The following is a 22,671-nucleotide window of genomic DNA, read 5'->3' as shown; positions in this document are numbered from 1 at the left end:
CCTTGTGGAAGAGCGTGTTCGTTGGGAGCCGTGCTTCGACAGGCTCAGCACGAACGGAGGCGATAGTATCGTGCACCCGGTAAGTGCCTTAGCTTGGAACAACGTCGACGTGAGCCGTCATTGCGAGCGTAGCGAAGCAATCCAGGGCGTCCTGGTCCGGCCCTGGATTGCTTCGCTACGCTCGCAATGACGGGAGTTTCGATGATCGTCACCGCAGCGGCGGCGTTTCGCGCGTTGTTGCCCGAGGGCGGGCGGCTGCTGGGGCTCGACGTCGGGACCAAGACGGTCGGCACGGCGCTGTGCGATGCCGGGTGGAGCTTCGCGAGCCCGGCGCAGCTGATCCGGCGTGCGAAGTTCACCGTGGACAAGGCGGCGCTGGTCGCCTTGTCGGAGGCGCAGCAGGTGCGCGGCTGGGTAATCGGATTGCCGCTCAACCTCGATGGCACCGAGAGCCCGCGAAGCCAGTCGACGAGGGCGTTCGCGCGCAATTGCCGCGACACCGGGCTGCCGATCCTGTTGTGGGACGAGCGCTGGTCGACCGTGGCCGCGGAGCGCGCGCTGATCGAACAGGACTTCAGCCGCGCCAAGCGGGCGGAGCGGATCGACAATCATGCCGCGGCGCATATCCTGCAAGCGGCGATCGATGCCTTGGTGGCGGCTCCGTGATCCTTACCCACGCCGTCAATCTTGTGGAGGCGGGCATCCAGAACCTCTGACTTCTCGGCACTTGCGAAGACCTGCGCGTCTGGATCCCCGCCTTCGCGGGGATGACGGGGATGGCGGATGACGAGCATGACAGGGCGACGTGGCGACGTGGCGACGTGGCGACGTGGCGACGTGGCGACGTGGCGACGTGGCGACGTGGCGACGGGCTGACGGGGCCAGGGGGCGACGGGCAAGCGGCAATCGTCGCCTTGGTGGCAGCTCCCTGATCATCACCCATGCCGTCATTCCCGCGAAGGCGGGAATCCAGAACCTCTGACCTTTCGGCTCTTACGAACACCTGCGCGTCTGGATCCCCGCCTTCGCGGGGATGACGGGGGTGACGGCAGTGACGGCAGTGACCGGGGTGACGGATGCCGAAGAGCGCTCCTCACAACATGGCGTCATCCCGGACTTGATCCGGGATCCCGCTTCTGACCTCCGTCGCAGAAAAGCGGGGCGCCGGATCTAATCCGGAGCGACGAGTCCGACATGGCGCGAGTCCACGCTCCGCTTGCCCCCTGTCCGCTCCGCCATTAGGCAGCGGCTTCGATGAACCAGTCGGACCACCGCCCCGCCACGCTGATCCCCGGAGGCGCGGTTTTTCCGCATCGCCACCTGACCGGGATCGAAGGCCTAGAGCCGCACGAGATCACCTTCCTGCTCGACGAGGCGGAAACCTGGGTCGAGGCGAACCGCACCCGCGCCGCCCCCGACCAGCGGCTGGCGGGCTTCACGCAGATCAACGCCTTTTTCGAGAATAGCACGCGCACGCTGCTGAGCTTCGAGATCGCGGGCAAGCGGCTCGGCGCAGACGTCGTCAACATGCACGCCGCACAGTCGAGCGTGAAGAAGGGCGAGACGCTGATCGACACCGCGATGACGCTGAACGCGATGCGCGCCGACGTGATCGTGATCCGGCACATGTCGTCGGGCGCGGTGCGGCTGATCGCGGACAAGGTCGATTGCCCGGTGCTCAACGCAGGGGACGGGCGGCACGAACATCCGACCCAGGCGCTGCTCGACGCGCTGACGATCCGGCGGCGGCTGGGCGGGATCGCGAACAAGCGCGTCGTGATCTGCGGCGACCTGCTGCATAGCCGCGTGGCGCGATCGAACATCCTCGCGCTCACCGCCTTGGCCGCCGAGGTGCGTGTCTGCGCGCCCTCGACGTTGATGCCGCCCGCGATCGAGCGGTTCGGCGTGACCGCCTTCACCGACTTCGACAAGGCGATCGAAGGCGCGGACGTGGTGATGATGCTGCGATTGCAGACCGAGCGGATGGCGGGCGGCTATGTCCCCTCCACGCGCGAATATCACCTGCGCTACGGATTGACGCTGGAGCGGCTCGAGACGCGCGCGCCAGGCGCGCTGGTGATGCATCCGGGGCCGATGAACCGCGGGGTGGAGATCGATTCGGCGGTCGCGGACCATGTCGAGCAGTCGGCGATTACGGAGCAGGTGCAGATGGGCGTGGCGGTGCGGATGGCCTGTCTGGACGTGCTGACGCGGCGGGCGCGCAAGGTGGAGGGTTGGGCATGACCCAGGCGCTGCACCTGACCAATGCGCGGCTGGTCTGCCCCGCAGGCGGCGAGCGCGACGGCGACGTGCTGATCGTCGACGGCACGATCGTCGCGGGTGAGGCGCCGGGCCATGCCGAGCGCTTCGACTGTCGCGGCAAGTTGCTCGCGCCGGGGATCATCGACGTCGGCGTCGCGCGGATCGACCGGGCGGCGGCGCGCGCGGGTGGCGTGGTGCGCGTGGCGCCGATGCCCGATCAGGTGCCGGTGCTCGATGAGCCGGGTGCGGTGCAGCGGCTGACGCTGATCGGGCGGCCCGATCTGTGGATCCATCCGATCGCCGCGGCGACGCGCGGGCTGCAGGGCAAGGACCTTGCCGAAATGGCGATCTGCCTGTCGGCGGGGGCGCGCGCGGTCGGGACCGGGCGTGGCTGGATCGCCGATTCGGGTGTGATGCACCGCGTGCTGATGTATGCGCGCGATTTGGACGTGGTGGTCGTCACTCATGCCGAGGACGGCGGGCTGGCGGCGGATGCGGTGGCGACCGAGGGCGAAACCGCGACACGGCTTGGGCTGCCGTCCGCGCCGGCGCTCGCCGAGCCGCTGGCGATCGCGCGCGACCTGATGCTGGCCGAAGAAACGGGCGCCCGGCTGCACCTTCGCTGCGTCACCACCGCGGCGGGATTCGCGCTGGTACGGGCGGCGAAGGCGCGCGGGGTGCGGGTGACGTGCGGGGTCACCCCGGCGTATCTGCTGCTCAGCGACAATGCGATGAGCGATTTCCGCACCTTCGCGCATCTCTCGCCGCCGCTGCGGAGCGAGGACGATCGCAAGGCGGCGCTGGCGGCGCTGGCGGACGGGACGATCGACCTGCTGTGTTCGGGGCACGATCCGCGCGGGCCGGAGGAGAAGCGCCTGCCGTTCGCGGACGCGAGCGCGGGCGCGGCGGATGCGGCGACGCTGCTGCCGCTGGCGCTGGGGCTGGCGCGCGACGGGCGGGTGACGCTGCCGCGGCTGTTCGCGCTGCTGGCGACCGGGCCGGCGGCGCTGCTGGGGCTGGAGACGGGGACGCTGGCGGCGGGGATGCCGGGCGACGTGATCCTGATCGACGAGAGCGCGCCGTGGCAGATCGACGCCGATCGCTTGCCGGGCAAGGCGGGCAATACGCCGTTCGACGGCCTTCCCGTGCAGGGACGCGTCACCGCGATGTGGAAGGGCGGCCGCGCGATCGCAGGGTGACGCGTCGCAGCGTCAGTGTGCTGCGGCCTCGACGGTCGAAGGGTCGACGCGGTGGAGGGCCAGCACCGCGGGCTGACCGGGATCGAGCGCGGGGTGATCTTCATCAGCGCGGCGACCTGATCCGCCGCCCCCTGCGGGCGGGCGAAGCGCATCCACTCGAGGATGCGCTGGCGCGCCTGTGCTGGCGTAAGGTCGAGCCCGACGAGGAAGAAGGCGTCGGGCCATTCGCCGGCCAGTGCGAGCGCGAGCGCAAGGTTCTGGCGGGTGCGCGCATCCGCGCCGGGGAGGCGCATCGCCGCCATCAGCACCTCGACGCCCTGCCCCGGCGCGCCGGCGAGCGCCAGCGCGAGCCCGCGGTCGGCGGCGGGGATCAGCGCGGCGTGGCGCGACAGGCTCGCCTGCGCCGCGTGCTGCTGCCCGCTGGCGATCTGCGCGAGGATGAGGTGGAGCGCGGTCGTACCGTCGACATGGTCGAGCGCGAGCGCATCGTCGAACGCCTGCGCCGCCGAGCGGAACCGGCCGGCGCGCAGGTAAGCGGTACCGAGCAAGGCACGTCGCGCGCCGTCGCTGCCGTTCGCCGCGACTGCCTGTTCGGCACGAGAAACGGCGACCGGCCAGCGGCGTTGGCGGAGCGCACGCTCGGCTGCCGCGACGTCGTCGGCTCGCGCGGCGGGCGCGCGGCTGAAATCGAAGCGCCACACGCTGCACCCGGACAGCGCGAGCGCGAGCAGCAGCGTGGTGCCAGCGCGGGCAATGACGGCGCGCATCAGCTCAGCACCCGCCGCCCGAAGCTGTTCGCGGTCGCGCGCACGGCGCCGTAGCCGCCGCCGGGGGTGCTGGTGGTGAAGACGGTGCGGCGGAAGTTCTTCTCAAGTCGATCGGAGACATGGCTCCACAGCGCGGCGATCTCCGCAGCCGCCGGCCCGTCGGGATCGGTTTCGATGACGGTGCGCCCGTCGGCCATCGACGCGGCATATTCGGTGCGCTGATGGATGGTCACCGCGGCGACCGTGCCGTGCTGCGAGAGCGCGACCGTGGTGTCGGCGGTGATCGGGGCGTTTTCGGTCGCGGCGTTGACGACGAACAGCAGCGGCTTGCCCGAGCGTTCGCATAGCTCAACGGTGCCGCCGACCGCGTGGAGATCGTGCGGGCTGGGGCGCGTCGGCACCACGATCAGCTCGGCGAGGTGGATCGCCGCCTGGATCGCGACGGTCAGCGCGGGCGGCGTGTCGATCACGACCAGCCGGACACCCTTGTCGCGCAAGGCGTCGAGGTCCGTTGCGAGCCTGTTGACCCCGCTCATGTCGAACGAGGGAAAGCGGTCGGTGCGTGCCGCGGCCCATGGCGCGAGCGTGCCTTGCGGATCGAGGTCGAGCAAAGCGACCGGCCCGACGCCGACTCGCTGTGCCTGCACCGCGAGATGCCCGGCGAGCGTCGTCTTCCCCGACCCGCCCTTCTGCGATGCCACCGCGATTACGCGCATGTCGGCTGCCGATGTCCCCCGTTGATCCGTGCGGCTGTTTGCCACGCGGATGGTGGAGGAAGCGTTAAAGACGCTCGATCAGATACTTACCCATTCGGCGCGCGGCACACCCTGCGCCCAGAGCAATGCGGTGAGATCGCCGTGCTCGATGCGCGCCGCCGCCGCGGCCGCGACGATCGGCTTGGCATGATAGGCGACCCCCAGCCCGGCGACCTCAATCATCGCCAGGTCATTCGCGCCGTCGCCGACCGCCAGCGTCGCGGCATCGGCGAGGCCGAGCGTGGCGCGGGTCTCCAGCAACGTCTCGCGCTTGGTCGCGGCGCCGACGATCGGGCGCGCGACGGTGCCCGACAGCATCGCGCCATCGATCTCCAGCACGTTGGCGATCGCGCGATCGAACCCGATCTCGGCCGCGACCGGCTCGGCAAAGCGCGTGAACCCGCCCGACACCAGCACCGCGCTCGCCCCCCAGCCGCGCATCGTGCGGACCAGTTCGCGCGCGCCGGGCATCAACTGCACGCGCTCGGCACGGCAGGTATCGACCACGGCGGCGTCGAGCCCCTTGAGCAACGCGACCCGCGCGTCTAGCGCAGCCTCGAAATCGAGTTCACCGCGCATCGCCGCCTCGGTGATCGCGGCGATCTTCGGCTTCAGCCCGGCATAATCGGCGAGTTCGTCGATGCACTCTACGGTGATCATCGTCGAATCCATATCGGCGACGAGCAGCATCTTGCGCCGGCCCTCGCGCGGCTGCACGACGATGTCGACGCGATCGAACGTGCCCTCCAATGCGGCGCGCGCATCGGCCGGCGCCAGTTCGAACTGCCAGTCGGCCGCATCGCCCTCGTCGATCCACGCCATCGTCGTCGGCGCGCAGCCCGCCGCCGCCAGCCGGTCGTGCGCCTCGGCCATGATGTTGGGCGTCAGCCGCCCTGCTGCTATCAGCGTCGCCGTGAACATGCCTAACCCCGCAAAGCCAAGGCTGGCGCTCATCGCAGGGCCGACCGCCAGCGGCAAGAGCGCGCTGGCGATCGAGCTGGCGGAACGGGTCGGCGGAACGGTCATCAACGCCGACGCCAGCCAGGTGTACCGCGACCTGCGCATCTTGTCGGCGCGCCCCTCCCCGCCGACGAGGCGCGGGTGCCGCATCGGCTGTTCGGTTATGTCGATGGCGCGGAAGCGTGTTCGGCGGCGCGCTGGGCGGCGGACGCAGCGGAGGAGGTGCGGCGCGTCCACGCGGCGGGTGGCGTGCCGGTGCTGGTCGGCGGGACCGGATTGTACCTGCGCACCCTGCTCGACGGGATCGCGCCGGTGCCGGAGATCGATGCCGACGTCCGCGCGGCGGTGCGTGCGATGCCGGTTGCCCAGGCACATGCGGCGCTGTCGCTGGAGGACCCGGAGGCGGCCGCGCGGCTCAACGCGCGCGATACGACGCGCGTCGCGCGCGCCCTGGAGGTCGTGCGGTCGACCGGGCGAACGCTGGCCGCGTGGCAGGCGGAACGGAGTGGCGGGATCGGCGAGACGATCGACGTGCGCGGGCTGGTGCTGCTGCCCGATCGCGAGACGTTGATGGCGCGCTGCGATGCGCGGCTGATCCAGATGTTCGACGAAGGTGGGATCGACGAGGTCGCGGTGCTGCTGGCCCGCACCGACGTGCCCGGCGATGCGCCGGTGCGGCGCGCGATCGGGGTGCCGGAAATCGCCGCATTGCTTTCCGGCACGCTGTCGCGGGAGGACGCGCTGGCGGCGGCGCAGCTTGCCACCCGTCGTTATGCCAAGCGGCAATACACATGGTTTCGCAATCAGTTACCTCGCGAATGGCAATGCTGCACCGCGCCAAATTCGCAATTTTATTTCGCACAAAGCGGTTGACGCGTAACTTTCTATGCCGTAGCGCGCCCGGACCCGGCGGGCTAAGACGCTTGCCCCTTCCCCAATGAGGAGACGTGACGTGACCGAGAAGAGCGGAGCAGACATCCTGGTCGAGGCGCTGTGCGATCTCGGCGTGGAGGTCGTGTTCGGCTATCCGGGCGGTGCCGTCCTGCCGATCTACGACGCCTTGTTCCGGTCTAAGCGGATTCGGCACATCCTCGTGCGTCACGAACAGGCCGCCACCCATGCCGCGGAAGGCTATGCGCGTTCGACGGGCAGGCCCGGCGTGGTACTGGTCACGTCCGGTCCGGGTGCGACCAATGCGGTCACCGGGATCACCGACGCGCTGCTCGATTCGATTCCGATGGTGGTCATCACCGGGCAGGTGCCGACCGCGTTGATCGGATCGGACGCGTTCCAGGAGGCCGACACCGTCGGCATCACGCGTCACTGCTCGAAGCACAATTATCTCGTGAAGGATCCGGCGCGGCTCGGCCCGGTCATCCACGAGGCGTTCCATATCGCCACCTCGGGACGCCCCGGCCCGGTGGTGGTCGACATCCCCAAGGACGTGCAGGTCGCGACCGCCAGCTATGCCAAGCCCGGCCCGATCCAGCACAAGACCTATCGTCCGCAGATCAAGGCCGATCGCGCCGCGATCGAGCAGGTCGTCGACATGCTCGCGGCCGCCGAACGCCCGGTGCTCTACACCGGTGGCGGGGTCATCAATTCGGGCCCGGCAGCGGCGCAGCTGTTGCAGGAACTGGCGAAGATCACCGGCGCGCCGGTCACCTCGACGTTGATGGGTCTGGGTGCCTATCCCGCCACCGGGCCGCAATGGCTCGGGATGCTGGGGATGCACGGCACCTATGAAGCGAACATGGCGATGAACCAGGCGGACCTGGTCGTCGCGATCGGCTCGCGCTTCGACGATCGCGTGACGGGGCGGCTCGACGCCTTCTCCCCGAACAGCCGCAAGGTGCATATCGACATCGACCGGTCGAGCATCAACAAGACGGTGCGGATCGACCTCGCGATCGTCGCCGATGCCGGCCATGCGATGCAGGACATGATCCACGTCTGGAAGGCGCGCCAGCATCCCAAGCCCGACACGACCGAATGGCAGCGCCGCATCGAGGGCTGGCGTGCGGTCAAGTGTCTCGAATTCCCCGAGAACGGGCCCAATTCAATGAACGGGGAGATCATGCCGCAGCGCGCCGTCCGTGCGCTGTACGACGCCACGCATCGTCGCCAGCCGATCATCACCACCGAGGTCGGCCAGCACCAGATGTGGGCCGCGCAGCATTTCGGCTTCGATCTGCCGAACAAGTGGCTGACGAGCGGTGGGCTCGGCACGATGGGCTACGGCCTGCCCGCCGCGATCGGTGCGCAGCTCGGCAACCCGAATGCCCTGGTCATCGATATCGCGGGCGAAGCCTCGATCCAGATGAACATCCAGGAGCTGGCGACGGCGACGCAATATCGCCTGCCGGTCAAGGTGTTCATCCTCAACAACGAATATATGGGGATGGTCCGCCAGTGGCAGGAGCTGACCTATGAGAGCCGCTATGCCGAGAGCTATTCGGACTCGCTGCCCGATTTCGTGAAGCTGGCCGAGGCCTATAGCTGGAAGGGCATCCGCATCGAGCGGTCCGACCAACTGGAGGCCGGGATCGCGGACATGCTCGCGCATGATGGACCGGTGATGGTGGATTGCATGGTGGCCAAGCTCGCCAATTGCTTCCCGATGATCCCGAGCGGCGCGGCGCATACCGACATGATCCTGCAGGCCAACGAGGTCAGCGGGACGATGGACGACGAGGCCAAGGCGCTGGTTTGATCCTTCCACTCCCCTCCCTTTCAAGGGAGGGGCTGGGGGTGGGTGGAGTGCTCGCGATACGGCGCCTGGTGCGCCTCGCCCTCCGTACATCCCCAGGACGCCACCCACCCCGCCCCCTCCCTTGAAAGGGAGGGGAGAAGGACGACGAATGCATATCCGTGAAGAGAAAGCCGAACGCCACACGCTGGCGGTGATCGTCGACAACGAGCCGGGCATCCTGGCGCGGATCGCCGGGCTGTTCACCGCGCGCGGCTATAATATCGAGAGCCTGACGGTCAGCGAGATCACCGCCGACAAGGCGGTCAGCCGCATCACGATCGTTACCAGCGCCAGCCCGGCGACGCTGGAGCAGATCGTCGCGCAGCTCGACCGGCTGGTGCCCGTCCACCGCGTGCACGACCTGACCGCCGAGGGCGATCACGTCGAGCGCGAGCTGGCGCTGGTCAAGGTGCGCGGCACCGGCGACCACCGGATCGAGGCGCTGCGGCTCGCCGAGGTCTATCGCGCGCGCGTGGTCGATGCGACGACCAGCAGCTTCGTGTTCGAAGTGACGGGCGGGATCGAGAAAATCGACAAGTTCGTCGAGCTGATGGGAGAGGTCGGCCTGATCGAGGTCGCGCGCACCGGCGTGGTCGCGATCGCCCGCGGCAAGGACGCGGCCTGAGTTTTCGTTTTTTCATCAACACCACGTCACCCCGGACTTGATCCGGGGTCCCGCTTCTTCTGCCACGCTGGCGAAAAGCGGGACCCCGGAGCAAGGCCGGGGCGACGAAGAAGGGAGTAGAATATCATGAAGGTCTATTACGATCGCGACGCCGATCTGAATCTCATCACCGGCAAGAAGATCGCCATCGTCGGTTATGGCTCGCAGGGCCACGCCCATGCGCAGAACCTGCGCGACTCCGGCATCGCCGAGGTCGCGATCGCGCTGCGCGAGGGTTCGGCGACCGCGAAGAAGGCCGAGGGTGCGGGCTTCAAGGTGATGAGCACCAAGGATGCCGCGGCATGGGCCGACATCCTGATGATCCTCGCCCCCGACGAGCATCAGGCCGCGATCTATGAGGACGACATCAAGGGCCGGATGAAGCCGGGCAGCGCGCTGGCGTTCGCGCACGGGCTGAACGTCCACTTCGGGCTGATCGAGCCGCCGGCGGACATCGACGTCATCATGATCGCGCCGAAGGGCCCCGGCCACACCGTGCGCAGCGAGTACGTGCGCGGCGGCGGCGTGCCATGCCTGATCGCGATCCACCAGGACGCGAGCGGCAATGCGCATGACGTGGCGCTGGCCTATGCAAGCGGCGTCGGCGGCGGTCGCTCGGGCATCATCGAGACGAACTTCAAGGAAGAGTGCGAGACCGACCTGTTCGGCGAGCAGGCGGTGCTGTGCGGCGGCGTGACCCATCTGATCCAGGCCGGGTTCGAGACGCTGGTCGAGGCCGGCTATGCGCCGGAAATGGCGTATTTCGAATGCCTGCACGAGACGAAGCTGATCGTCGACCTGCTGTACGAGGGCGGGATCGCGAACATGCGCTACTCGATCTCGAACACCGCCGAATATGGCGACATCGTCACGGGTCCGCGGATCATCACCGACGAGACGAAGAAGGAAATGAAGCGCGTGCTGGCCGACATTCAGTCGGGGCGTTTCGTGAAGAACTTCGTGCTCGACAACCGTGCGGGGCAGCCCGAGCTGAAGGCGGCGCGCAAGGCGGCGGCGGCGCATCAGATCGAGAAGACCGGTGCGGAGCTGCGCGCGATGATGCCGTGGATCGGCGCGAACAAGCTGGTGGACAAGGACAAGAACTAAGCGAAGGGCGGCAAGTCGCAGCAAGGCTGCGTCCTCGCTCGCCCAAGCTCGGCCGGCACGGCAGAGCCGGCCCATAGGGCCCGGCTTTGCCGGGTCCGACGGGCCGGCGGGTGGGACGCGATGCCCCCGCCCTTCCCCTAGTCCCTTCGTCATTCCCGCGCAGGCGGGAATCCAGAACCTTTGACGTAGCGGCCTTTACGAGAACCCGCGCGTCTGGATCTCCGCCTCCGCGGGGATGACGATTTCGGCGTTGGCTCACCCCCGACCTAAGTCTGGATCCCCGCCCTCCGCGGGGATGACGATTTCGGCATGGGCTCATCCCGCCACCTAAGTCTTGATCTCCGCCCTCCGCGGGAATGACGATCTCCGCGTCAGCCCCCTGCCCCACCTAACCGCTTTGTAACCCGGAACCCGATTGCCGCCTGCGGCCGGCTCCTGTACTCGCGCGCTCATGCGGACGGCGACGTACCGAGCTTCGTCGTACCGGACCCGTCAAGACACGGGCAGCCGCGTCGTGTCGGTGCTGCTGGCGATCGGCATCGCGATCGCGATCATCCTCGCGTTGCTGACCATGGGCGGGGTCGTGCACGGCGACTTCGGCGACGGGCGGCGGCTGGTCAGCTTCGACGTGCGCAACGAGGGCGCCAAGCAACAGAAATCCGAGACGCAGAAGGCGCAGCGCCAGCAGGCGGCGCCGACCCGCAGCGAAATCACCCCGCCGCGCGTCGTCACGCCGCGCCCGGTGCCGGCGCCACCACTTCCCGAACAGCCGCTGCACCTGCCCGGCGTGATGATCCTCAACCACGTCGACTTCGCCGCCTCGGACATCGGGACGATCAAGGGCACCGCCGGTCCGTCCGCGAGCGGGCGTGGTGACAGCGGGCGCGGCGACGACACGCAGACGGTCGGCCTGGGGCCGGGCGGCGAGCCGCTCTACGCCGCCGAATGGTATCGCCGCCCGCGCCCCGCCGAGACCCAGCCGTACATGCCCCGCGGCAAGACCGGCTGGGGCATGGTGGCGTGCCGGACCGCGCCGCGCTTCCATGTCGAGGATTGCCGCGAACTGGGCGAGTCGCCGGGTTCCGGGATCGGGCGCGCGCTGCGGCAGGCGGCGTGGCAGTTCCTCGTGCGGCCGCCGCGCAAGGGCGGGACCGAGTTGATCGGCGCGTGGGTGCGGATCCGCTTCGACATCGTGCCGACCGGCGGTCCGGAGGACGGACCGGAACCGGAAGGCCAATAGCGACCGGCCGCGAAATGATCCGTTTCGCGCGCAGCGTCTTCGCAACGACGCGAAACTGTGGTGCAACGACAAGTACAACAGGAGGATCAATAACATGCGTCCGATCATCGCCGCCGTTCTCGCCACGACGCTCGCGGTTCCCGCCGTCGCACAGCTCGCGACCACCCAGCAGCAGCCCGGCCAGCCGCAGGCGGCGCGCGTCGCCGCCGGCACTTATCAGGTCGACCCCGCGCACACGCAGGTGACGTGGGAGGTCAACCACATGGGCTTCTCGATGCTGCAGGGCCAGTTCGGCGCGCAGGGCGGCTCGATCACGATCGACCCGAAAAAGCCGGCCGCGACCAAGGTCGACGTGACCTTCGCGATCGACGAACTGTCGACGACCTCGGCGCAGTTTGCCAAGCACCTCAAGTCGGGGGATTTCTTCGACGCTGCGGCCAACCCGACAGCGCGCTTCGTCTCGACCTCGGTGACGGCGCGTGGGCCAAACCGCGCGACGCTGAAGGGCAATCTGACGATCAAGGGCGTCACCAAGCCGGTCGCGCTTGATGTCTCCTTCGTCGGTGCGGGCTCCAACCCGATGAGCAAGAAGGTCAACTTCGGCTTCACCGGCACCGGCACGATCAAGCGCAGCGACTTCGGGCTCGGCTATGCCGCGCCGGTGGTGTCCGACAACGTCAAGCTGACGGTGCAGGCGGCGTTCACCGCCTGACCATGTTCCCGGCCCCGCGACGCGCGGGGCCGGGCCTCACTGCCCGAGCGAGTAGGCCGCGCCGAACTTGCCGTCCTTGCGGTGGCCGATGCTCCAGATCGCGGTCTTTCCGCCCGCGAACTTGACCGCATAGGTTTCGACGCGCGTATCGCCGTCACCTTCGGCCTTGATGAACGACAGGTCGCCGATCGCGCCGAGCGCCGTCAGGCCGGGCTGCATCTGCGGCAATTGCGCGCGACATGCCGACAGCAGCGGCTCGGCCATCAGATCGTCGGGGCAGCGCCCACCCGCCGTCTCGGTCAGCATCCGGCGCAACGCCGGTCCATAGTCGCCCGTCTGCGCCGCCGCTGCTGCGCTTGCGGCGGCCGTCGCGATCGCCGCAGCCATGATGATCGTTCGCATCGTCACCCTCCCCCTTGTTTTTCGGGGAAAATTATTACGCCCTGCCGAGCGGCGGGCAAGCGATGATCTCAGGCCGCGCGGTGGAGCTGGACGAAGCCGTCGAAGGTTGCGCGGACCGAAGGCGACGCCTGCGCGACCAGCGCACGGACGCGCGCCACGAAGGCGTCGGCATCGTCGCCCGCGACGCGTTCGGCCATCGCCCAGGCCCCGAATTCACGTGCAGACACGTCGCGCGACGAAAGCACCACCATCGCACGATGCCGTGAATCGGCGTCGATCCGCGCCAGCGCCCGCTCGACATTCGCCGTTTCGCCCTCGAGCACCTGCAGGAAGCGCTTGCCATTGGTGTAGAGGAGGCCGGTCAAGCCATCGCGCGTGTTGTTACGACGCGACGTGGCGAGGATCGCGGCGGTGTCGACCGCGCCCGTTGCCGTGCTGATATAGACGATCTGCAACATACAAACTCCTGTAACCGCCGTTAATGACCGTGAAGTCTTGCTTTTCCTCAACCGGACCGCCGCACTGGACAGTGGGCATTGTCGCGGGCTAGGCACGGCAACGATGACGCGCCGTCCGGCCCTCCTTCTGCGACTTACGCGCCCTTAGGCGCGGACACTCCGACGCGTGCATCGCACGCGCGACGCGCCTAAGGGCTTTTCCGACCTTCCCTGATGCTCCTGCACAAGAGAGCCCGTGATGTTGCGCGATCCTAGCCAGAAATATCGTCCGTTTCCGACCATCGACCTGCCCGATCGACGCTGGCCGTCGACCACGATCGCGCGTGCCCCGCGCTGGCTGTCGACCGACCTGCGCGACGGCAATCAGGCGCTGATCGATCCGATGGATGCCGAGAAGAAGACGCGCTTCTTCGACCTGCTGGTGAAGGTGGGATTGAAGGAGATCGAGGTCGGCTTCCCCAGCGCGGGCGCGACCGAATTCGACTTCATCAGCGGATTGGTCCGCGATGGGCGCGTTCCCGACGATGTCTCCATCCAGGTGCTGACGCAATCGCGGCGCGATCTGATCGAGCGCAGCTTCGAAAGCCTGGAGGGCGCGAAGACCGCGATCGTCCACGTCTATAATGCGGTCAGCCCGGCATGGCGCAAGATCGTGTTCGGGATGACGCGGGACGAGGTGAGGAAGATCGCGGTGGATGGGGCGAAGGTGCTGCGCGACGAAGCGGCCAAGCGCCCGAACACGCGCTGGCAGTTCGAATACTCGCCGGAAACCTTCTCGACCGCCGAGCTGGATTTCTCGGTCGAGGTTTGCGCGGCGGTGATGGAGGTGCTGCGCCCCACTGTGGAGTCGCCGATCATCCTCAACCTGCCCGCGACGGTCGAATGCGCGACGCCGAACGTCTATGCCGACCAGATCGAATGGTTCGGGCGCAACATCCCCAACCGCGACGCGGTGGTGATCTCGCTCCACACGCACAACGATCGTGGCACCGGGGTCGCGGCAGCGGAACTGGGGTTGATGGCGGGCGCAGACCGCGTCGAGGGATGCCTGCTCGGCAATGGCGAGCGGACCGGCAATTGCGATCTCGTAACCGTGGCGCTCAACATGTACACGCAAGGGACCGACCCGCAGCTCGACCTGTCGAACATTGACGAGATCGTGAAGACGGTCGAATATGCGACGAACATCCCGGTGCATCCGCGCACGCCCTATGCGGGCGATCTGGTTTTCACCGCTTTTTCGGGCAGCCATCAGGACGCGATCAAGAAGGGCTTTGCCGCACAGGCCGCGCGCAACGATACCTTGTGGGAGGTCCCGTACTTGCCGATCGATCCCGCCGATCTGGGCCGCAGTTACGAGGCGGTGATCCGCGTCAACTCGCAAAGCGGCAAGGGCGGTGTTGCCTGGGTGCTGGAGCAGGACAAGGGGCTGAAGCTGCCCAAGCGGATGCAGGCCGACTTCAGCCGCCACGTGCAGGCGCTGGCCGACGAGAGCAGCCGCGAGCTGAACGCCGCCGACATCTGGGGTGCGTTCGAGACGGCGTATCTGCCGGGCGACGGCGACCGGTTCGTGCTGCGCGACTATGAGGAAACCGGCGCGACCGGAGAGCGCGTGTTCGTCGGACGGGTCGCGATCGACGGTGAGGAACGCTCGCTGTCGGGGCGCGGCAACGGCTTGATCTCGGGCGTGATCGCGGCGCTGGCCGACAGCACCGGCCCCGATCTGGACGTCGTCGACTATAGCGAACATGCGATCGGCCATGGCGCGACGGCGCAGGCGGTCGCCTATCTCGAATGCCAGACCGGCGATGGACGGACCGTGTGGGGCGTCGGGATCGACAGCGACATCGCCACCGCCAGCGTCCGCGCGGTGCTCTCCGCGGCGAACCGCGCATGACCCGCCGCTACGCCGCCTTCCTGTTCGACATGGACGGGACGCTGATCAACAGCATCCCCTCGGCGATCCGTGCCTGGACGGCTTGGGCGGAAAAGCACGCGATCGACGTCGACGCGCTGATGGCGGTGATGCACGGCGTCCGCGCCATCGAGACGATCCGCCGCTTCGCGCCGCCGGGCGTCGATCCGCAGGCAGAGTTCGAGGCATTGTTGCAGGCCGAGATCGACGATGTCGCCGATGTGGTCGAGATCCCCGGTGCGGCGGCGTTCACGCGCGCCCTGCCGGCGGAACGCTGGGCGATCGTCACGTCCGCGCCGCGTTCCCTGGCCGAAGTGCGATTGCGCGCAGCCGGCCTGGCAGCACCGGCGGTGATGGTGACGGCCGACGACATCGAGCGCGGCAAGCCCGCGCCCGACTGCTTCCTGCTCGCCGCCGAGCGGCTGGGCGTGGCGGCAAGCGACTGTCTGGTGTGGGAAGATGCGCCAGCCGGGATCGCGGCGGGCGAGGCAGCGGGCGCGGACGTGATGGTCGTCACCGCGACGCATCATGCGCCGCTGGAGACGGCGCATCGCAGCATCGAGGATTATGGGGCGCTGTCGGTAGAGGTCGCGGAGGACGGCGGATTGTTGCTGCACGAACGGGTGGTGGCGGCGGACTGAGCCCGCCGCCGTCCTTCCCGCGAAGGCGGGAATCCAGACGCGCAGGTTATCGCAAGAGTCGCGCCGTCAGAGGTTCTGGATTCCCACCTTCGCGGGAATGACGGCGGAAACTCGCTAGTTCACCGTCTCCGGCGGTGTCACCGGCAGCGGAAGCGGTGCGATCGGGACGCCTTCCTCGGCGAGTTGCTTCGCCTCCGCGAGGCTGGCCTGGCCGTGGATCGGCGCGTCGGGCTTGTCGCCGACGTGCATCGCGCGCGCCTCGGCGGCGAAGTCGCCGCCGACCCAGCGCGATCCCGACAGCGCGCAACGTTGCGCCTCTGCGATCTTGGCGAGCAACGCCTTGGCCTCGGCGGGCGCGACGCCGCGATTGCCCTTCGGCGCGACATTGGGCGCCATCACCGCCTTGTCGATCTCCGCCGCGCCGCACGACGGGCACGCCAGCAACCCGCGCGCACGCTGGTCGTCATAGGCGGCCGACGACGCGAACCATGCCTCGAACACATGGCCTTCGCGCGCGCACCGCAGATCGAAGACGATCATCGCATCGTCAGCGGCCGAGCAGCGCGTCGAGCTTGCCCGCACGCTCCAGCGCGGCGAGGTCGTCGGAGCCGCCGACGTGCGTGCCGTCGATGAAAATCTGCGGAACGGTGGTGCGGCCACCGGCGCGCTCGATCATCTCGCCGCGCTTGGCGGTGTTCATGCCGATGTCCGTCTCTTCCGCCGCGACGTCCTTCGACGCCAGCAGGTTCATCGCGCGCGCGCAATAAGGACAGAATGCTTTGGTGTAGATCTCGACCTGTGCCATCGCCCCTAGGTGTGAGCGACGACCCCGGCTGTCAATCGCTTGCGCCGTCGAGCACGCGCGCCCAGGCGAGGATCGTGACCGACGCCGCCCCGGCGCGACGCAGCGCCTTCACGCACGCCTCGGCGGTCGCGCCGCTGGTATAGACGTCGTCGACGAGCACCAGCGACGCGCCGCGCACCGCCTCCCGGCCACGCGCAGTCACACGAAATGCTCCCGCGACCGTCGCGCGCCGCTCGCGCGCGGACCGGTCGCGGAGCGGTGGGGTCGCGCGATGGCGTTGCAGCGCGTGCACGTCGACGGGCAGGTTCGCGCGCGTGCCCAAAGCCGTCGCGATCAGTGCCGCCTGATTGTAGCCGCGGGACCATAACCGGCGGCGATGCAGCGGGACCGGGATCAGCCGCGCCGCCTCCGGGGGCAGATGGCGTAGCATCAGCGCCGCCATCGTCGCGGCGTAGAAGGGGCGGCCGCCGTACTTGAGCCGCAAGACGACGGTGCGCGCGACATCGCCATAGCCGACCGCCGCGCGGACACCGGCATGGGCGGGCGGATCGGCGAGACAGGTGGCGCACAACGCATCCTCGCCGCGATCGAACGCGAACGGCACGTTGCAGCCTGCGCACCAGGGCGGACCGAGGAAGCGCAGGCTCGACCAACAGGATGCGCAGAAGCGCCCCTGCCCTGCGACGGTCGCGCCGCAGCCGGGGCAGCGCGGCGGCAGGACAAGATCGAGTAGGCCGAGGGCGAGCAGACGGGGCGGCACGCCCGACCTTGTGGCGCGCGCCGCGAACGGGCACAAGCCGCCGGCATCATGGTCTCCCCCGACATCTTCGACCGCACCGCGCGCCGTCTTCGTCGCGACCGCGCCGCAAGCGGCTACGCCGACCACGATTTTCTGCGCGCCGCGATGGTCGAGGGGATCGTCGACCGGTTGGGCGCGGTGAAGCGCGAATTTACCGATGTGCTCGATCTCGGCTGTTTCGATGCGTCCTTCGTGCCGCCCGCAGGATCACGGGTCGCGCGGTTCGATCCGGGCTTTGCGTTCGCGCGGTCTGCGGGCGGGGTGCAGGGCGACGAGGATCGACTGCCGTTCGCGGACGGCGCGTTCGACCTGGTGGTCGCGGCGGGGACGCTCGACAGCGTCGGCGACCTGCCCGGCGCGCTGACCTTGATCCGGCGGACCTTGCGGCCGGACGGCCTGTTCCTGGGCGCGTTCGTCGGCGGGAACAGCCTCTCGACGCTGCGCGCGGTGTTGCGCGAGGCCGAGGGCGAGCGTCCGGTGGCGCGGCTGCATCCGCAGGTCGACCTTCGCTCGGCCGGCGACCTTTTGGTGCGCGCCGGACTGACGCTGCCGGTCGCCGACAGCGAGACGCTGACCGTGCGGTATGGTTCGTTCGGGCGGTTGCTCGACGATCTGCGCGGGATGGCGGCGGCCAACGTGCTCGCCACGCGTCATCCGTTGCGCCGCGACGTGCTGGCGCGCGCGGCGGCGGCGTTCGCGGCGCGGGCGGCGCCGGACGGGCGGACGGAGGAGCGATTCGACATGATCTTTCTGACCGGCTGGTCACCCTCCCCGATCAGCCCAAGCCGGCGCGGCGCGGCAGTGCGGGGGCGTCGCTGGCGGCTGCGCTGCGGCCGCAGGCGTAAGAGGCAGCAAGCGTATCCCGGATCATGTCCGGGATGGGAGCGCGATCAGATCAGCGCGGCGTCGCCGTCTTCGGCGAGCAGGCGGCCCATTGCGTCGAACAACTCGTCCATCGCCACCGGCTTGAAGATCACGTCGTTCGCGCCGGCCGCGACGCAGCGCTGGCGCAGGTCGACCGCGGTGTCGGCGGTGACGACGATGATCGGCAGCCGCGCCTTGGCGTCGGTGCGGGCGCGGATGTGGCCGATCGCGGTAAGCCCGTCCATGCCCGGCATCCGCAAGTCGATCAGCGCGATCGCGAAATCATGCTCGTCGATCAGCGCCAGGCCGATCTCGGCACTCTCGGCCTCGACCATCTCGACATCGGCGACGTCCAGCATGTCGCGCACGACCCGACGGTTCATCCTGTCATCCTCGATGAACAGCACCGTCATCGCCGCCATTTCAATCTTCCTAGCTGATGCACGGTGGCGAATGCGCCGACCGTTCATACCCGTTACGCGGCATCCCTGACAGGGTGCCTGAGCATGGCACCTATAGCGTCCACCAACACCTGTTTGGGAACAGGCTTTTCGATAACATTTGTGATGCCAGAGCGATACAGCTCGTAACGCTCCTCGTCGGTCAGCTTGGGGCCGAGCAACGCGACCCGCGCACCGTCCGCGGCGTCGACCAGCGCGGCGAGGTCGGCGGGTACGCGGCCGAAGGTGCCGGCGTCGATCAGCACCACCTGCGGACGCACCTCGGCAACGCGCGCCAGCGCGTCATCGGCATCGCAGAAGGTGACGACCGGGTGGGCGGCGAACAACGACCGCAGCATCGCGCGCGCGATCGGCTGGCGCTCGACGATCAGCAGGCCGCCAGATGTGACGACCTCGGCAGGGGCGTCGGCGGCGACCAGCGGCAGATCGAGCGTGAAGCGTGAGCCCTCCCCAAGCTGGCTCTCCACCGTCACGTCACCGCCCATCGCGCGCGCGAGATTGCGGCAGATCGACAGCCCCAGCCCGGTGCCACCGAAGCGGCGCGTGGTGCTGGCATCGGCCTGGCGGAACGATTCGAAGATGATCCGCTGCGTCGCGCCGTCCATGCCGATGCCGTGATCGGTGACGCTGACGAGCAAACGTCCTTGTGCCGACGCGACACGCAGCGAGACGAGCCCGCTTTCGGTGAACTTGACCGCGTTCGACAGCAGGTTGAAGACGATCTGCCGCAAGCGGGCCGCATCGCCGACGATCCAGTGCGGCGCGTCGACCGTGTCGACCTCGAACCGCAAGCCTTTCGCCAGCGCGGGATCGCGCCACAACCGGGCCGCATCGTCGATCGTCGCATGAAGGTCGAACGGGGCGCTCTCCAGCGTCAGTCGCCCGGTCTCGATCTTCGCCATGTCGAGGATGTCGTCGACCAATGCCCGCATCGTCTGCCCGGCGGCATGGACGACGTTGAGCCGCTCGCGGACCGTCGCGTCGAGCGACTTGTCGGCGATCATCACCTGCGTCATGCCGAGGATGCCGTTGAGCGGCGTGCGGATCTCGTGGCTGGTGGTGGCGAGGAACTCGGTCTTGGCCTGCGAGAGCTTTTCCAACTGCGCGTTGCTCGCCGCCAGATCGCGGTTGGCGTCGCGCTCGCGGTTGCGGCTGCGCCCGATCAGCGCGAGCCCGGTCGCGAGCATGGCGATCACCAGCAACGTCGCGCCGGCGACACCGTACAGGATCAACCGCTCCGACCGCGCGGTGGCGCGCTGGTAGGCGATCGTGCGCGCCAATCCCGCCGCCTTCAGTCGGGTGATCCGCAATTCCTGATTGGCATAGTCGAAGCGCCCGGCGGCAAGCGCCGCGCTGGTGGAGCGGGCGATCTCGGTCGCCTGTGCGTCGAGCCGCTGGACGGCGGCCAGATGCGGCAGCGCCGCCGCCGGATCGCCGTTGGCGACGAAGGTGCGATAGGCGACGTCGTGCGCATGGCGATCGGTCAGGGTCGTATGCGTCAGATCGACCGCCTGGAAACGTTCTTCGACGAGCCGACGCGCGCGGGCGAGGTCGCCGCGGCGCAGCGCCACATCTGCCGCAGCGGCCAGCAATTGCGGCCGAATGACCGAGGCGTCCGGGCGGCGCGCCACCGCCAATGCCGCTTCGACGCTACGCGCCGCACCAGCGAGATCGCCGCTGCGCATTTGCGCCAGCGACAGGTCACCGAGCGATTGCGCGATCACCGGCCCGCTGCGCAGGCTGCGCGCTGCGGCCAGTGCCTCCCGGAACTCGCCTTGCGCCTCCGTAAAGCGTCCGAGCGCGAGCAAGGCGTTGCCGCGCCCGCTGTCGACCGCCATCGCCAGCCCCAGATCGGTGGGATGGCCATCCTCGACCTGATCGAAATAGCGCAGCGCGGTCAGATGATCCTGCGCGCTGGCATAAAGCAACGCGACGAGGATCAGCGCGCGCGACTGGCTGCGGAGATCGTGCAGCGCGACGAACATGCGGTGCGCGCGCTGCAACGTCGTCAGCGCGTCGGCGACCTGCCCGGCATCGGTCAGCGCGCTCCCCTGCGACAGGGTGATGTCGGCGAGCAATCGCGCGGGCGTCGGGACGCGGGTGGCGATCTCGCGCGCCTGTTCGAGCGTGCGCAACCCGCCGCGAGGGTCACCGACGCGAACCTGCGCCTCCCCGGCCAGCCATAGCAAGGCCGCACCGTCTGCCGAGCGCAGCATCGTCGGCGACAGTCGCGCACGCGCCTTCTGCGCCATCGCCAGCGCCGCTTCGGGATCGCTCGCCATCCGCTGTTCGATCGCCGCGGCATCTGCCGGGGTGGCAGCGGCGGGCGTGTTTCCGGCCAGCAGTGCGACGAGGATGGCGCCGAGCGCGATCCGCACCGTGCGCATCATCCGCGCTTCCATCCGGCGGCGCGGCGCGTGAACGATCCGCGCACGTCCTGCGTCGCCTGACGATGCTGTTCCGCGGCGAGGAACGCCGCGAGCGGCGCGGGGGCGAGCGGCGGGCTGATGAAATAGCCCTGCGCCATGTCGCACCCCATCACCGACAGCAGCGCCAGCGCCGCCTGCGTCTCGACCCCCTCGGCAACCACTTCCATGTCGAGCGCATGGGCGAGGTCGATCGTCGAACGCACGATCAGCGGATCGCGGTTCGAGCTGGTGAGCTGGGTGACGAAGAGCTTGTCGATCTTCAGCTCGCACGCCGGGAGCTGCTTGAGATAGGCGAGGCTCGACAGGCCCGCGCCATAATCGTCGATCGAGATGCGCACCCCGATGCGATCGAATTCGCGCAGGTGCGCGATCGCCCCATTGGGATCGCGGATCACCGAGGTCTCGGTAACCTCGAACCCGAGCCGTGCGTCGGGCGCGGCGGTGATCGCCGCACAGGCCAGCCGCACGAACTCGGCATCGGCGAGCAGATGGCCCGACATGTTGATGAAGATGCGCAGGTCATGCCCCTGCGCGCGGAGGGCGCGCTGATCGGCGATCGCCTGTGCGATCGTCCATAAAGTCAGCCGCTCCATGCGTTGTGCGCGCTCGGTCGCCGGGATGAAATCGCCCGGCAGCACCAGCCCGCGTTCCGGATGCTGCCACCGGACCAACGCCTCGACGCAATCGATCGCTTGCCGACGGATATGCACCTTCGGCTGATAATGGAGCACCATCTCGCCTCGATCGAGCGCGCCCTCGAGCCCGGCGACGACGATATCCTCGACGCCACCGGCCTGTCGCGTGGGCGATGTCGCCGCCTGCTCGGCCTCCGCAAGCGCCGCCTCGGCCTGTTCGATCAACAGCGCCGAATCGGCATCGGCCGCGCCGATCGCACCCGATATCAACAATTTGGGCGCGCAAAAAATTCGTCGATCTGCACCGGTGCGGCACAGGCGGCGCGACAATCGGCGATGATTTTCGTCAAGGCGTCGGGAGCGGAGGAGGTGAAATCGACCTCGATCACGTCGCGTCCGGACTGCGATACGCCCCCTCCGGGACCGTCTGTGCTAGCCGTGAGGCCAGCACATCGACCAGCCGCCGCACGCCTGCTACGCCGATGTCACGTCGTAACACATTGAAATTCATCAATTTAATTAGGGCGCGTCCCTGCCGCCGCGCCGGAAGCACGATCTCGCCGTCGGGCGGCGTAAGCGGGGCAAGATGGAACAGGCTGGCCATGTCCTTGCCGTTGGTAGGACCCACTCTTGAAGAATGACTTAAGTGGTGGTTCCTGTTGGTGAATAAAGGGTTAACGCCATTGAGCCATGCCTAACGATCTCTTAAGTACAAGTCACCCTTCGGGGGGACACATAAGGGAGAGAAACCCATGCTCGCTTTCATCATCGCGCTTGCCGTCGGTCTCGTCGTCAAGCCCTGGTAATTTCCAGCGGCGATCCGGCTCCGGCCGGATCGCCGAAC

The 22,671-nt window shown here is 68.5% G+C and carries 23 protein-coding genes and 2 pseudogenes; 13 read left to right on the top strand and 12 right to left on the bottom strand.

What is annotated here, in order from left to right; genetic code table 11:
• The first annotated feature begins 201 nt into the window (after nt 1–201).
• The 4 genes from ruvX (at nt 202) to QP166_RS03605 (ending at nt 4,282) form a co-directional block, all read left to right on the top strand.
• The gene (gene ruvX, locus QP166_RS03620) at nt 202–666 is read left to right on the top strand and encodes a Holliday junction resolvase RuvX (RefSeq protein WP_333914672.1); all 465 of its coding nucleotides are present in this window, start codon (nt 202–204) and stop codon (nt 664–666) included.
• 588 nt (nt 667–1,254) lie between these two features.
• Nucleotides 1,255–2,244, top strand: a complete 990-nt coding sequence (locus tag QP166_RS03615; protein WP_333914671.1) for an aspartate carbamoyltransferase catalytic subunit — start codon at nt 1,255–1,257, stop codon at nt 2,242–2,244.
• On the top strand, nt 2,241–3,461 hold the full coding sequence (locus tag QP166_RS03610) for a dihydroorotase (RefSeq protein WP_333914670.1): 1,221 nt from the start codon (nt 2,241–2,243) through the stop codon (nt 3,459–3,461). Before QP166_RS03615 ends, QP166_RS03610 begins: the two co-directional genes overlap by 4 nt.
• On the top strand, nt 3,458–4,282 hold the full coding sequence (locus QP166_RS03605; RefSeq protein WP_333914669.1) for a hypothetical protein: 825 nt from the start codon (nt 3,458–3,460) through the stop codon (nt 4,280–4,282). The genes QP166_RS03610 and QP166_RS03605 overlap by 4 nt, the downstream gene beginning before the upstream one ends.
• Here QP166_RS03605 and QP166_RS03600 read toward each other — a convergent pair.
• Nucleotides 4,228–4,944, bottom strand: coding sequence for a ParA family protein (locus QP166_RS03600; protein ID WP_333914668.1), 717 nt, complete (start codon nt 4,942–4,944; stop codon nt 4,228–4,230). The genes QP166_RS03605 and QP166_RS03600 overlap by 55 nt on opposite strands.
• Nucleotides 4,945–5,022: 78 nt before the next feature.
• The gene (gene serB / locus QP166_RS03595; protein WP_333914667.1) at nt 5,023–5,904 is read right to left on the bottom strand and encodes a phosphoserine phosphatase SerB; all 882 of its coding nucleotides are present in this window, start codon (nt 5,902–5,904) and stop codon (nt 5,023–5,025) included.
• Here serB and miaA point away from each other — a divergent pair.
• The 6 genes and pseudogenes from miaA (at nt 5,903) to QP166_RS03565 (ending at nt 12,418) form a co-directional block, all read left to right on the top strand.
• Nucleotides 5,903–6,816, top strand: a pseudogene (gene miaA, locus QP166_RS03590) (tRNA (adenosine(37)-N6)-dimethylallyltransferase MiaA). The gene serB and the pseudogene miaA overlap by 2 nt on opposite strands.
• A gap of 64 nt (nt 6,817–6,880) precedes the next feature.
• Nucleotides 6,881–8,656, top strand: coding sequence for a biosynthetic-type acetolactate synthase large subunit (gene ilvB, locus QP166_RS03585; protein ID WP_333914666.1), 1,776 nt, complete (start codon nt 6,881–6,883; stop codon nt 8,654–8,656).
• A 148-nt stretch (nt 8,657–8,804) separates the two neighbouring features.
• Nucleotides 8,805–9,320 carry an acetolactate synthase small subunit gene (ilvN, locus tag QP166_RS03580; RefSeq protein ID WP_333914665.1) on the top strand — a complete coding sequence of 172 codons (516 nt, stop codon included), beginning with the start codon at nt 8,805–8,807 and terminating at the stop codon, nt 9,318–9,320.
• A gap of 126 nt (nt 9,321–9,446) precedes the next feature.
• On the top strand, nt 9,447–10,466 hold the full coding sequence (ilvC, locus tag QP166_RS03575) for a ketol-acid reductoisomerase (RefSeq protein ID WP_333914664.1): 1,020 nt from the start codon (nt 9,447–9,449) through the stop codon (nt 10,464–10,466).
• 514 nt (nt 10,467–10,980) lie between these two features.
• Nucleotides 10,981–11,706: a hypothetical protein gene (locus QP166_RS03570; protein ID WP_333914663.1), complete on the top strand. Its 726-nt coding sequence runs from the start codon at nt 10,981–10,983 to the stop codon at nt 11,704–11,706.
• Between the two features lie 94 nt (nt 11,707–11,800).
• Complete coding sequence (locus QP166_RS03565) at nt 11,801–12,418, top strand: YceI family protein (RefSeq protein ID WP_333914662.1); 618 nt, start codon at nt 11,801–11,803, stop codon at nt 12,416–12,418.
• Nucleotides 12,419–12,454: 36 nt separating this feature from the next.
• Here QP166_RS03565 and QP166_RS03560 read toward each other — a convergent pair whose 3' ends face one another.
• Both QP166_RS03560 and QP166_RS03555 read right to left on the bottom strand, forming a co-directional pair.
• Nucleotides 12,455–12,820 carry a hypothetical protein gene (locus tag QP166_RS03560; protein ID WP_333914661.1) on the bottom strand — a complete coding sequence of 122 codons (366 nt, stop codon included), beginning with the start codon at nt 12,818–12,820 and terminating at the stop codon, nt 12,455–12,457.
• 68 nt (nt 12,821–12,888) lie between these two features.
• Complete coding sequence (locus QP166_RS03555; RefSeq protein WP_333914660.1) at nt 12,889–13,278, bottom strand: BLUF domain-containing protein; 390 nt, start codon at nt 13,276–13,278, stop codon at nt 12,889–12,891.
• 238 nt (nt 13,279–13,516) lie between these two features.
• Between QP166_RS03555 and leuA the strand changes: the two genes are divergently transcribed.
• Together leuA and QP166_RS03545 are read left to right on the top strand one after the other, a co-directional pair.
• Nucleotides 13,517–15,175 carry a 2-isopropylmalate synthase gene (gene leuA / locus QP166_RS03550; RefSeq protein WP_333914659.1) on the top strand — a complete coding sequence of 553 codons (1,659 nt, stop codon included), beginning with the start codon at nt 13,517–13,519 and terminating at the stop codon, nt 15,173–15,175.
• Complete coding sequence (locus QP166_RS03545; RefSeq protein WP_333914658.1) at nt 15,172–15,834, top strand: HAD-IA family hydrolase; 663 nt, start codon at nt 15,172–15,174, stop codon at nt 15,832–15,834. Before leuA ends, QP166_RS03545 begins: the two co-directional genes overlap by 4 nt.
• A 114-nt stretch (nt 15,835–15,948) precedes the next feature.
• Here QP166_RS03545 and QP166_RS03540 read toward each other — a convergent pair whose 3' ends face one another.
• From QP166_RS03540 to QP166_RS03530, 3 genes are read right to left on the bottom strand one after another with little or no spacing between them, the layout of a single operon-like run.
• Entirely contained in the window at nt 15,949–16,374 is a 426-nt protein-coding gene (locus tag QP166_RS03540; protein WP_333914657.1) for a DUF1178 family protein, read from the bottom strand.
• A gap of 7 nt (nt 16,375–16,381) precedes the next feature.
• Entirely contained in the window at nt 16,382–16,639 is a 258-nt protein-coding gene (gene grxC / locus QP166_RS03535) for a glutaredoxin 3 (protein WP_333914656.1), read from the bottom strand.
• A 31-nt stretch (nt 16,640–16,670) separates the two neighbouring features.
• The gene (locus QP166_RS03530; protein WP_333914655.1) at nt 16,671–17,399 is read right to left on the bottom strand and encodes a ComF family protein; all 729 of its coding nucleotides are present in this window, start codon (nt 17,397–17,399) and stop codon (nt 16,671–16,673) included.
• Nucleotides 17,400–17,447: 48 nt separating this feature from the next.
• Here QP166_RS03530 and QP166_RS03525 point away from each other — a divergent pair.
• Nucleotides 17,448–18,283, top strand: a pseudogene (locus tag QP166_RS03525) (class I SAM-dependent methyltransferase).
• 45 nt (nt 18,284–18,328) lie between these two features.
• Here QP166_RS03525 and QP166_RS03520 read toward each other — a convergent pair.
• From QP166_RS03520 to QP166_RS03500, 5 genes are all read right to left on the bottom strand, one after another.
• Complete coding sequence (locus tag QP166_RS03520) at nt 18,329–18,715, bottom strand: response regulator (protein ID WP_159761048.1); 387 nt, start codon at nt 18,713–18,715, stop codon at nt 18,329–18,331.
• Nucleotides 18,716–18,777: 62 nt separating this feature from the next.
• Entirely contained in the window at nt 18,778–21,153 is a 2,376-nt protein-coding gene (locus tag QP166_RS03515) for an ATP-binding protein (protein WP_333914654.1), read from the bottom strand.
• On the bottom strand, nt 21,150–22,100 hold the full coding sequence (locus QP166_RS03510) for an EAL domain-containing protein (protein WP_333914653.1): 951 nt from the start codon (nt 22,098–22,100) through the stop codon (nt 21,150–21,152). The genes QP166_RS03515 and QP166_RS03510 overlap by 4 nt, the downstream gene beginning before the upstream one ends.
• Entirely contained in the window at nt 22,094–22,216 is a 123-nt protein-coding gene (locus QP166_RS03505) for a hypothetical protein (RefSeq protein ID WP_333914652.1), read from the bottom strand. Before QP166_RS03505 ends, QP166_RS03510 begins: the two co-directional genes overlap by 7 nt.
• Nucleotides 22,213–22,431, bottom strand: a complete 219-nt coding sequence (locus QP166_RS03500) for a hypothetical protein (RefSeq protein WP_333914651.1) — start codon at nt 22,429–22,431, stop codon at nt 22,213–22,215. Before QP166_RS03500 ends, QP166_RS03505 begins: the two co-directional genes overlap by 4 nt.
• Nucleotides 22,432–22,671 lie beyond the last annotated feature (240 nt).

Origin of the sequence: Sphingomonas sp. LR60 (assembly GCF_036855935.1) — a bacterium.
In the GTDB taxonomy this organism is placed as follows: Bacteria; Pseudomonadota; Alphaproteobacteria; order Sphingomonadales; family Sphingomonadaceae; genus Sphingomonas.
The sequence above is the reverse complement of the archived record's forward strand: the minus strand, read 5'-3'. Positions and strand labels throughout refer to the sequence as shown.

What these genes read in the sequence shown, in the direction of transcription:
- ruvX (WP_333914672.1), top strand. Translation starts at nt 202, where the DNA reads ATGATCGTCACCGCAGCGGCGGCGTTTCGCGCGTTGTTGCCCGAGGGC.
- QP166_RS03615 (WP_333914671.1), top strand. Translation starts at nt 1,255, where the DNA reads ATGAACCAGTCGGACCACCGCCCCGCCACGCTGATCCCCGGAGGCGCG.
- QP166_RS03610 (WP_333914670.1), top strand. Translation starts at nt 2,241, where the DNA reads ATGACCCAGGCGCTGCACCTGACCAATGCGCGGCTGGTCTGCCCCGCA.
- QP166_RS03600 (WP_333914668.1), bottom strand. Translation starts at nt 4,944, where the DNA reads ATGCGCGTAATCGCGGTGGCATCGCAGAAGGGCGGGTCGGGGAAGACG.
- serB (WP_333914667.1), bottom strand. Translation starts at nt 5,904, where the DNA reads ATGTTCACGGCGACGCTGATAGCAGCAGGGCGGCTGACGCCCAACATC.
- ilvB (WP_333914666.1), top strand. Translation starts at nt 6,881, where the DNA reads ATGAGGAGACGTGACGTGACCGAGAAGAGCGGAGCAGACATCCTGGTC.
- ilvN (WP_333914665.1), top strand. Translation starts at nt 8,805, where the DNA reads ATGCATATCCGTGAAGAGAAAGCCGAACGCCACACGCTGGCGGTGATC.
- ilvC (WP_333914664.1), top strand. Translation starts at nt 9,447, where the DNA reads ATGAAGGTCTATTACGATCGCGACGCCGATCTGAATCTCATCACCGGC.
- QP166_RS03565 (WP_333914662.1), top strand. Translation starts at nt 11,801, where the DNA reads ATGCGTCCGATCATCGCCGCCGTTCTCGCCACGACGCTCGCGGTTCCC.
- QP166_RS03560 (WP_333914661.1), bottom strand. Translation starts at nt 12,820, where the DNA reads ATGCGAACGATCATCATGGCTGCGGCGATCGCGACGGCCGCCGCAAGC.
- QP166_RS03555 (WP_333914660.1), bottom strand. Translation starts at nt 13,278, where the DNA reads ATGTTGCAGATCGTCTATATCAGCACGGCAACGGGCGCGGTCGACACC.
- leuA (WP_333914659.1), top strand. Translation starts at nt 13,517, where the DNA reads ATGTTGCGCGATCCTAGCCAGAAATATCGTCCGTTTCCGACCATCGAC.
- QP166_RS03545 (WP_333914658.1), top strand. Translation starts at nt 15,172, where the DNA reads ATGACCCGCCGCTACGCCGCCTTCCTGTTCGACATGGACGGGACGCTG.
- QP166_RS03540 (WP_333914657.1), bottom strand. Translation starts at nt 16,374, where the DNA reads ATGATCGTCTTCGATCTGCGGTGCGCGCGCGAAGGCCATGTGTTCGAG.
- grxC (WP_333914656.1), bottom strand. Translation starts at nt 16,639, where the DNA reads ATGGCACAGGTCGAGATCTACACCAAAGCATTCTGTCCTTATTGCGCG.
- QP166_RS03520 (WP_159761048.1), bottom strand. Translation starts at nt 18,715, where the DNA reads ATGACGGTGCTGTTCATCGAGGATGACAGGATGAACCGTCGGGTCGTG.
- QP166_RS03515 (WP_333914654.1), bottom strand. Translation starts at nt 21,153, where the DNA reads ATGATGCGCACGGTGCGGATCGCGCTCGGCGCCATCCTCGTCGCACTG.
- QP166_RS03500 (WP_333914651.1), bottom strand. Translation starts at nt 22,431, where the DNA reads ATGGCCAGCCTGTTCCATCTTGCCCCGCTTACGCCGCCCGACGGCGAG.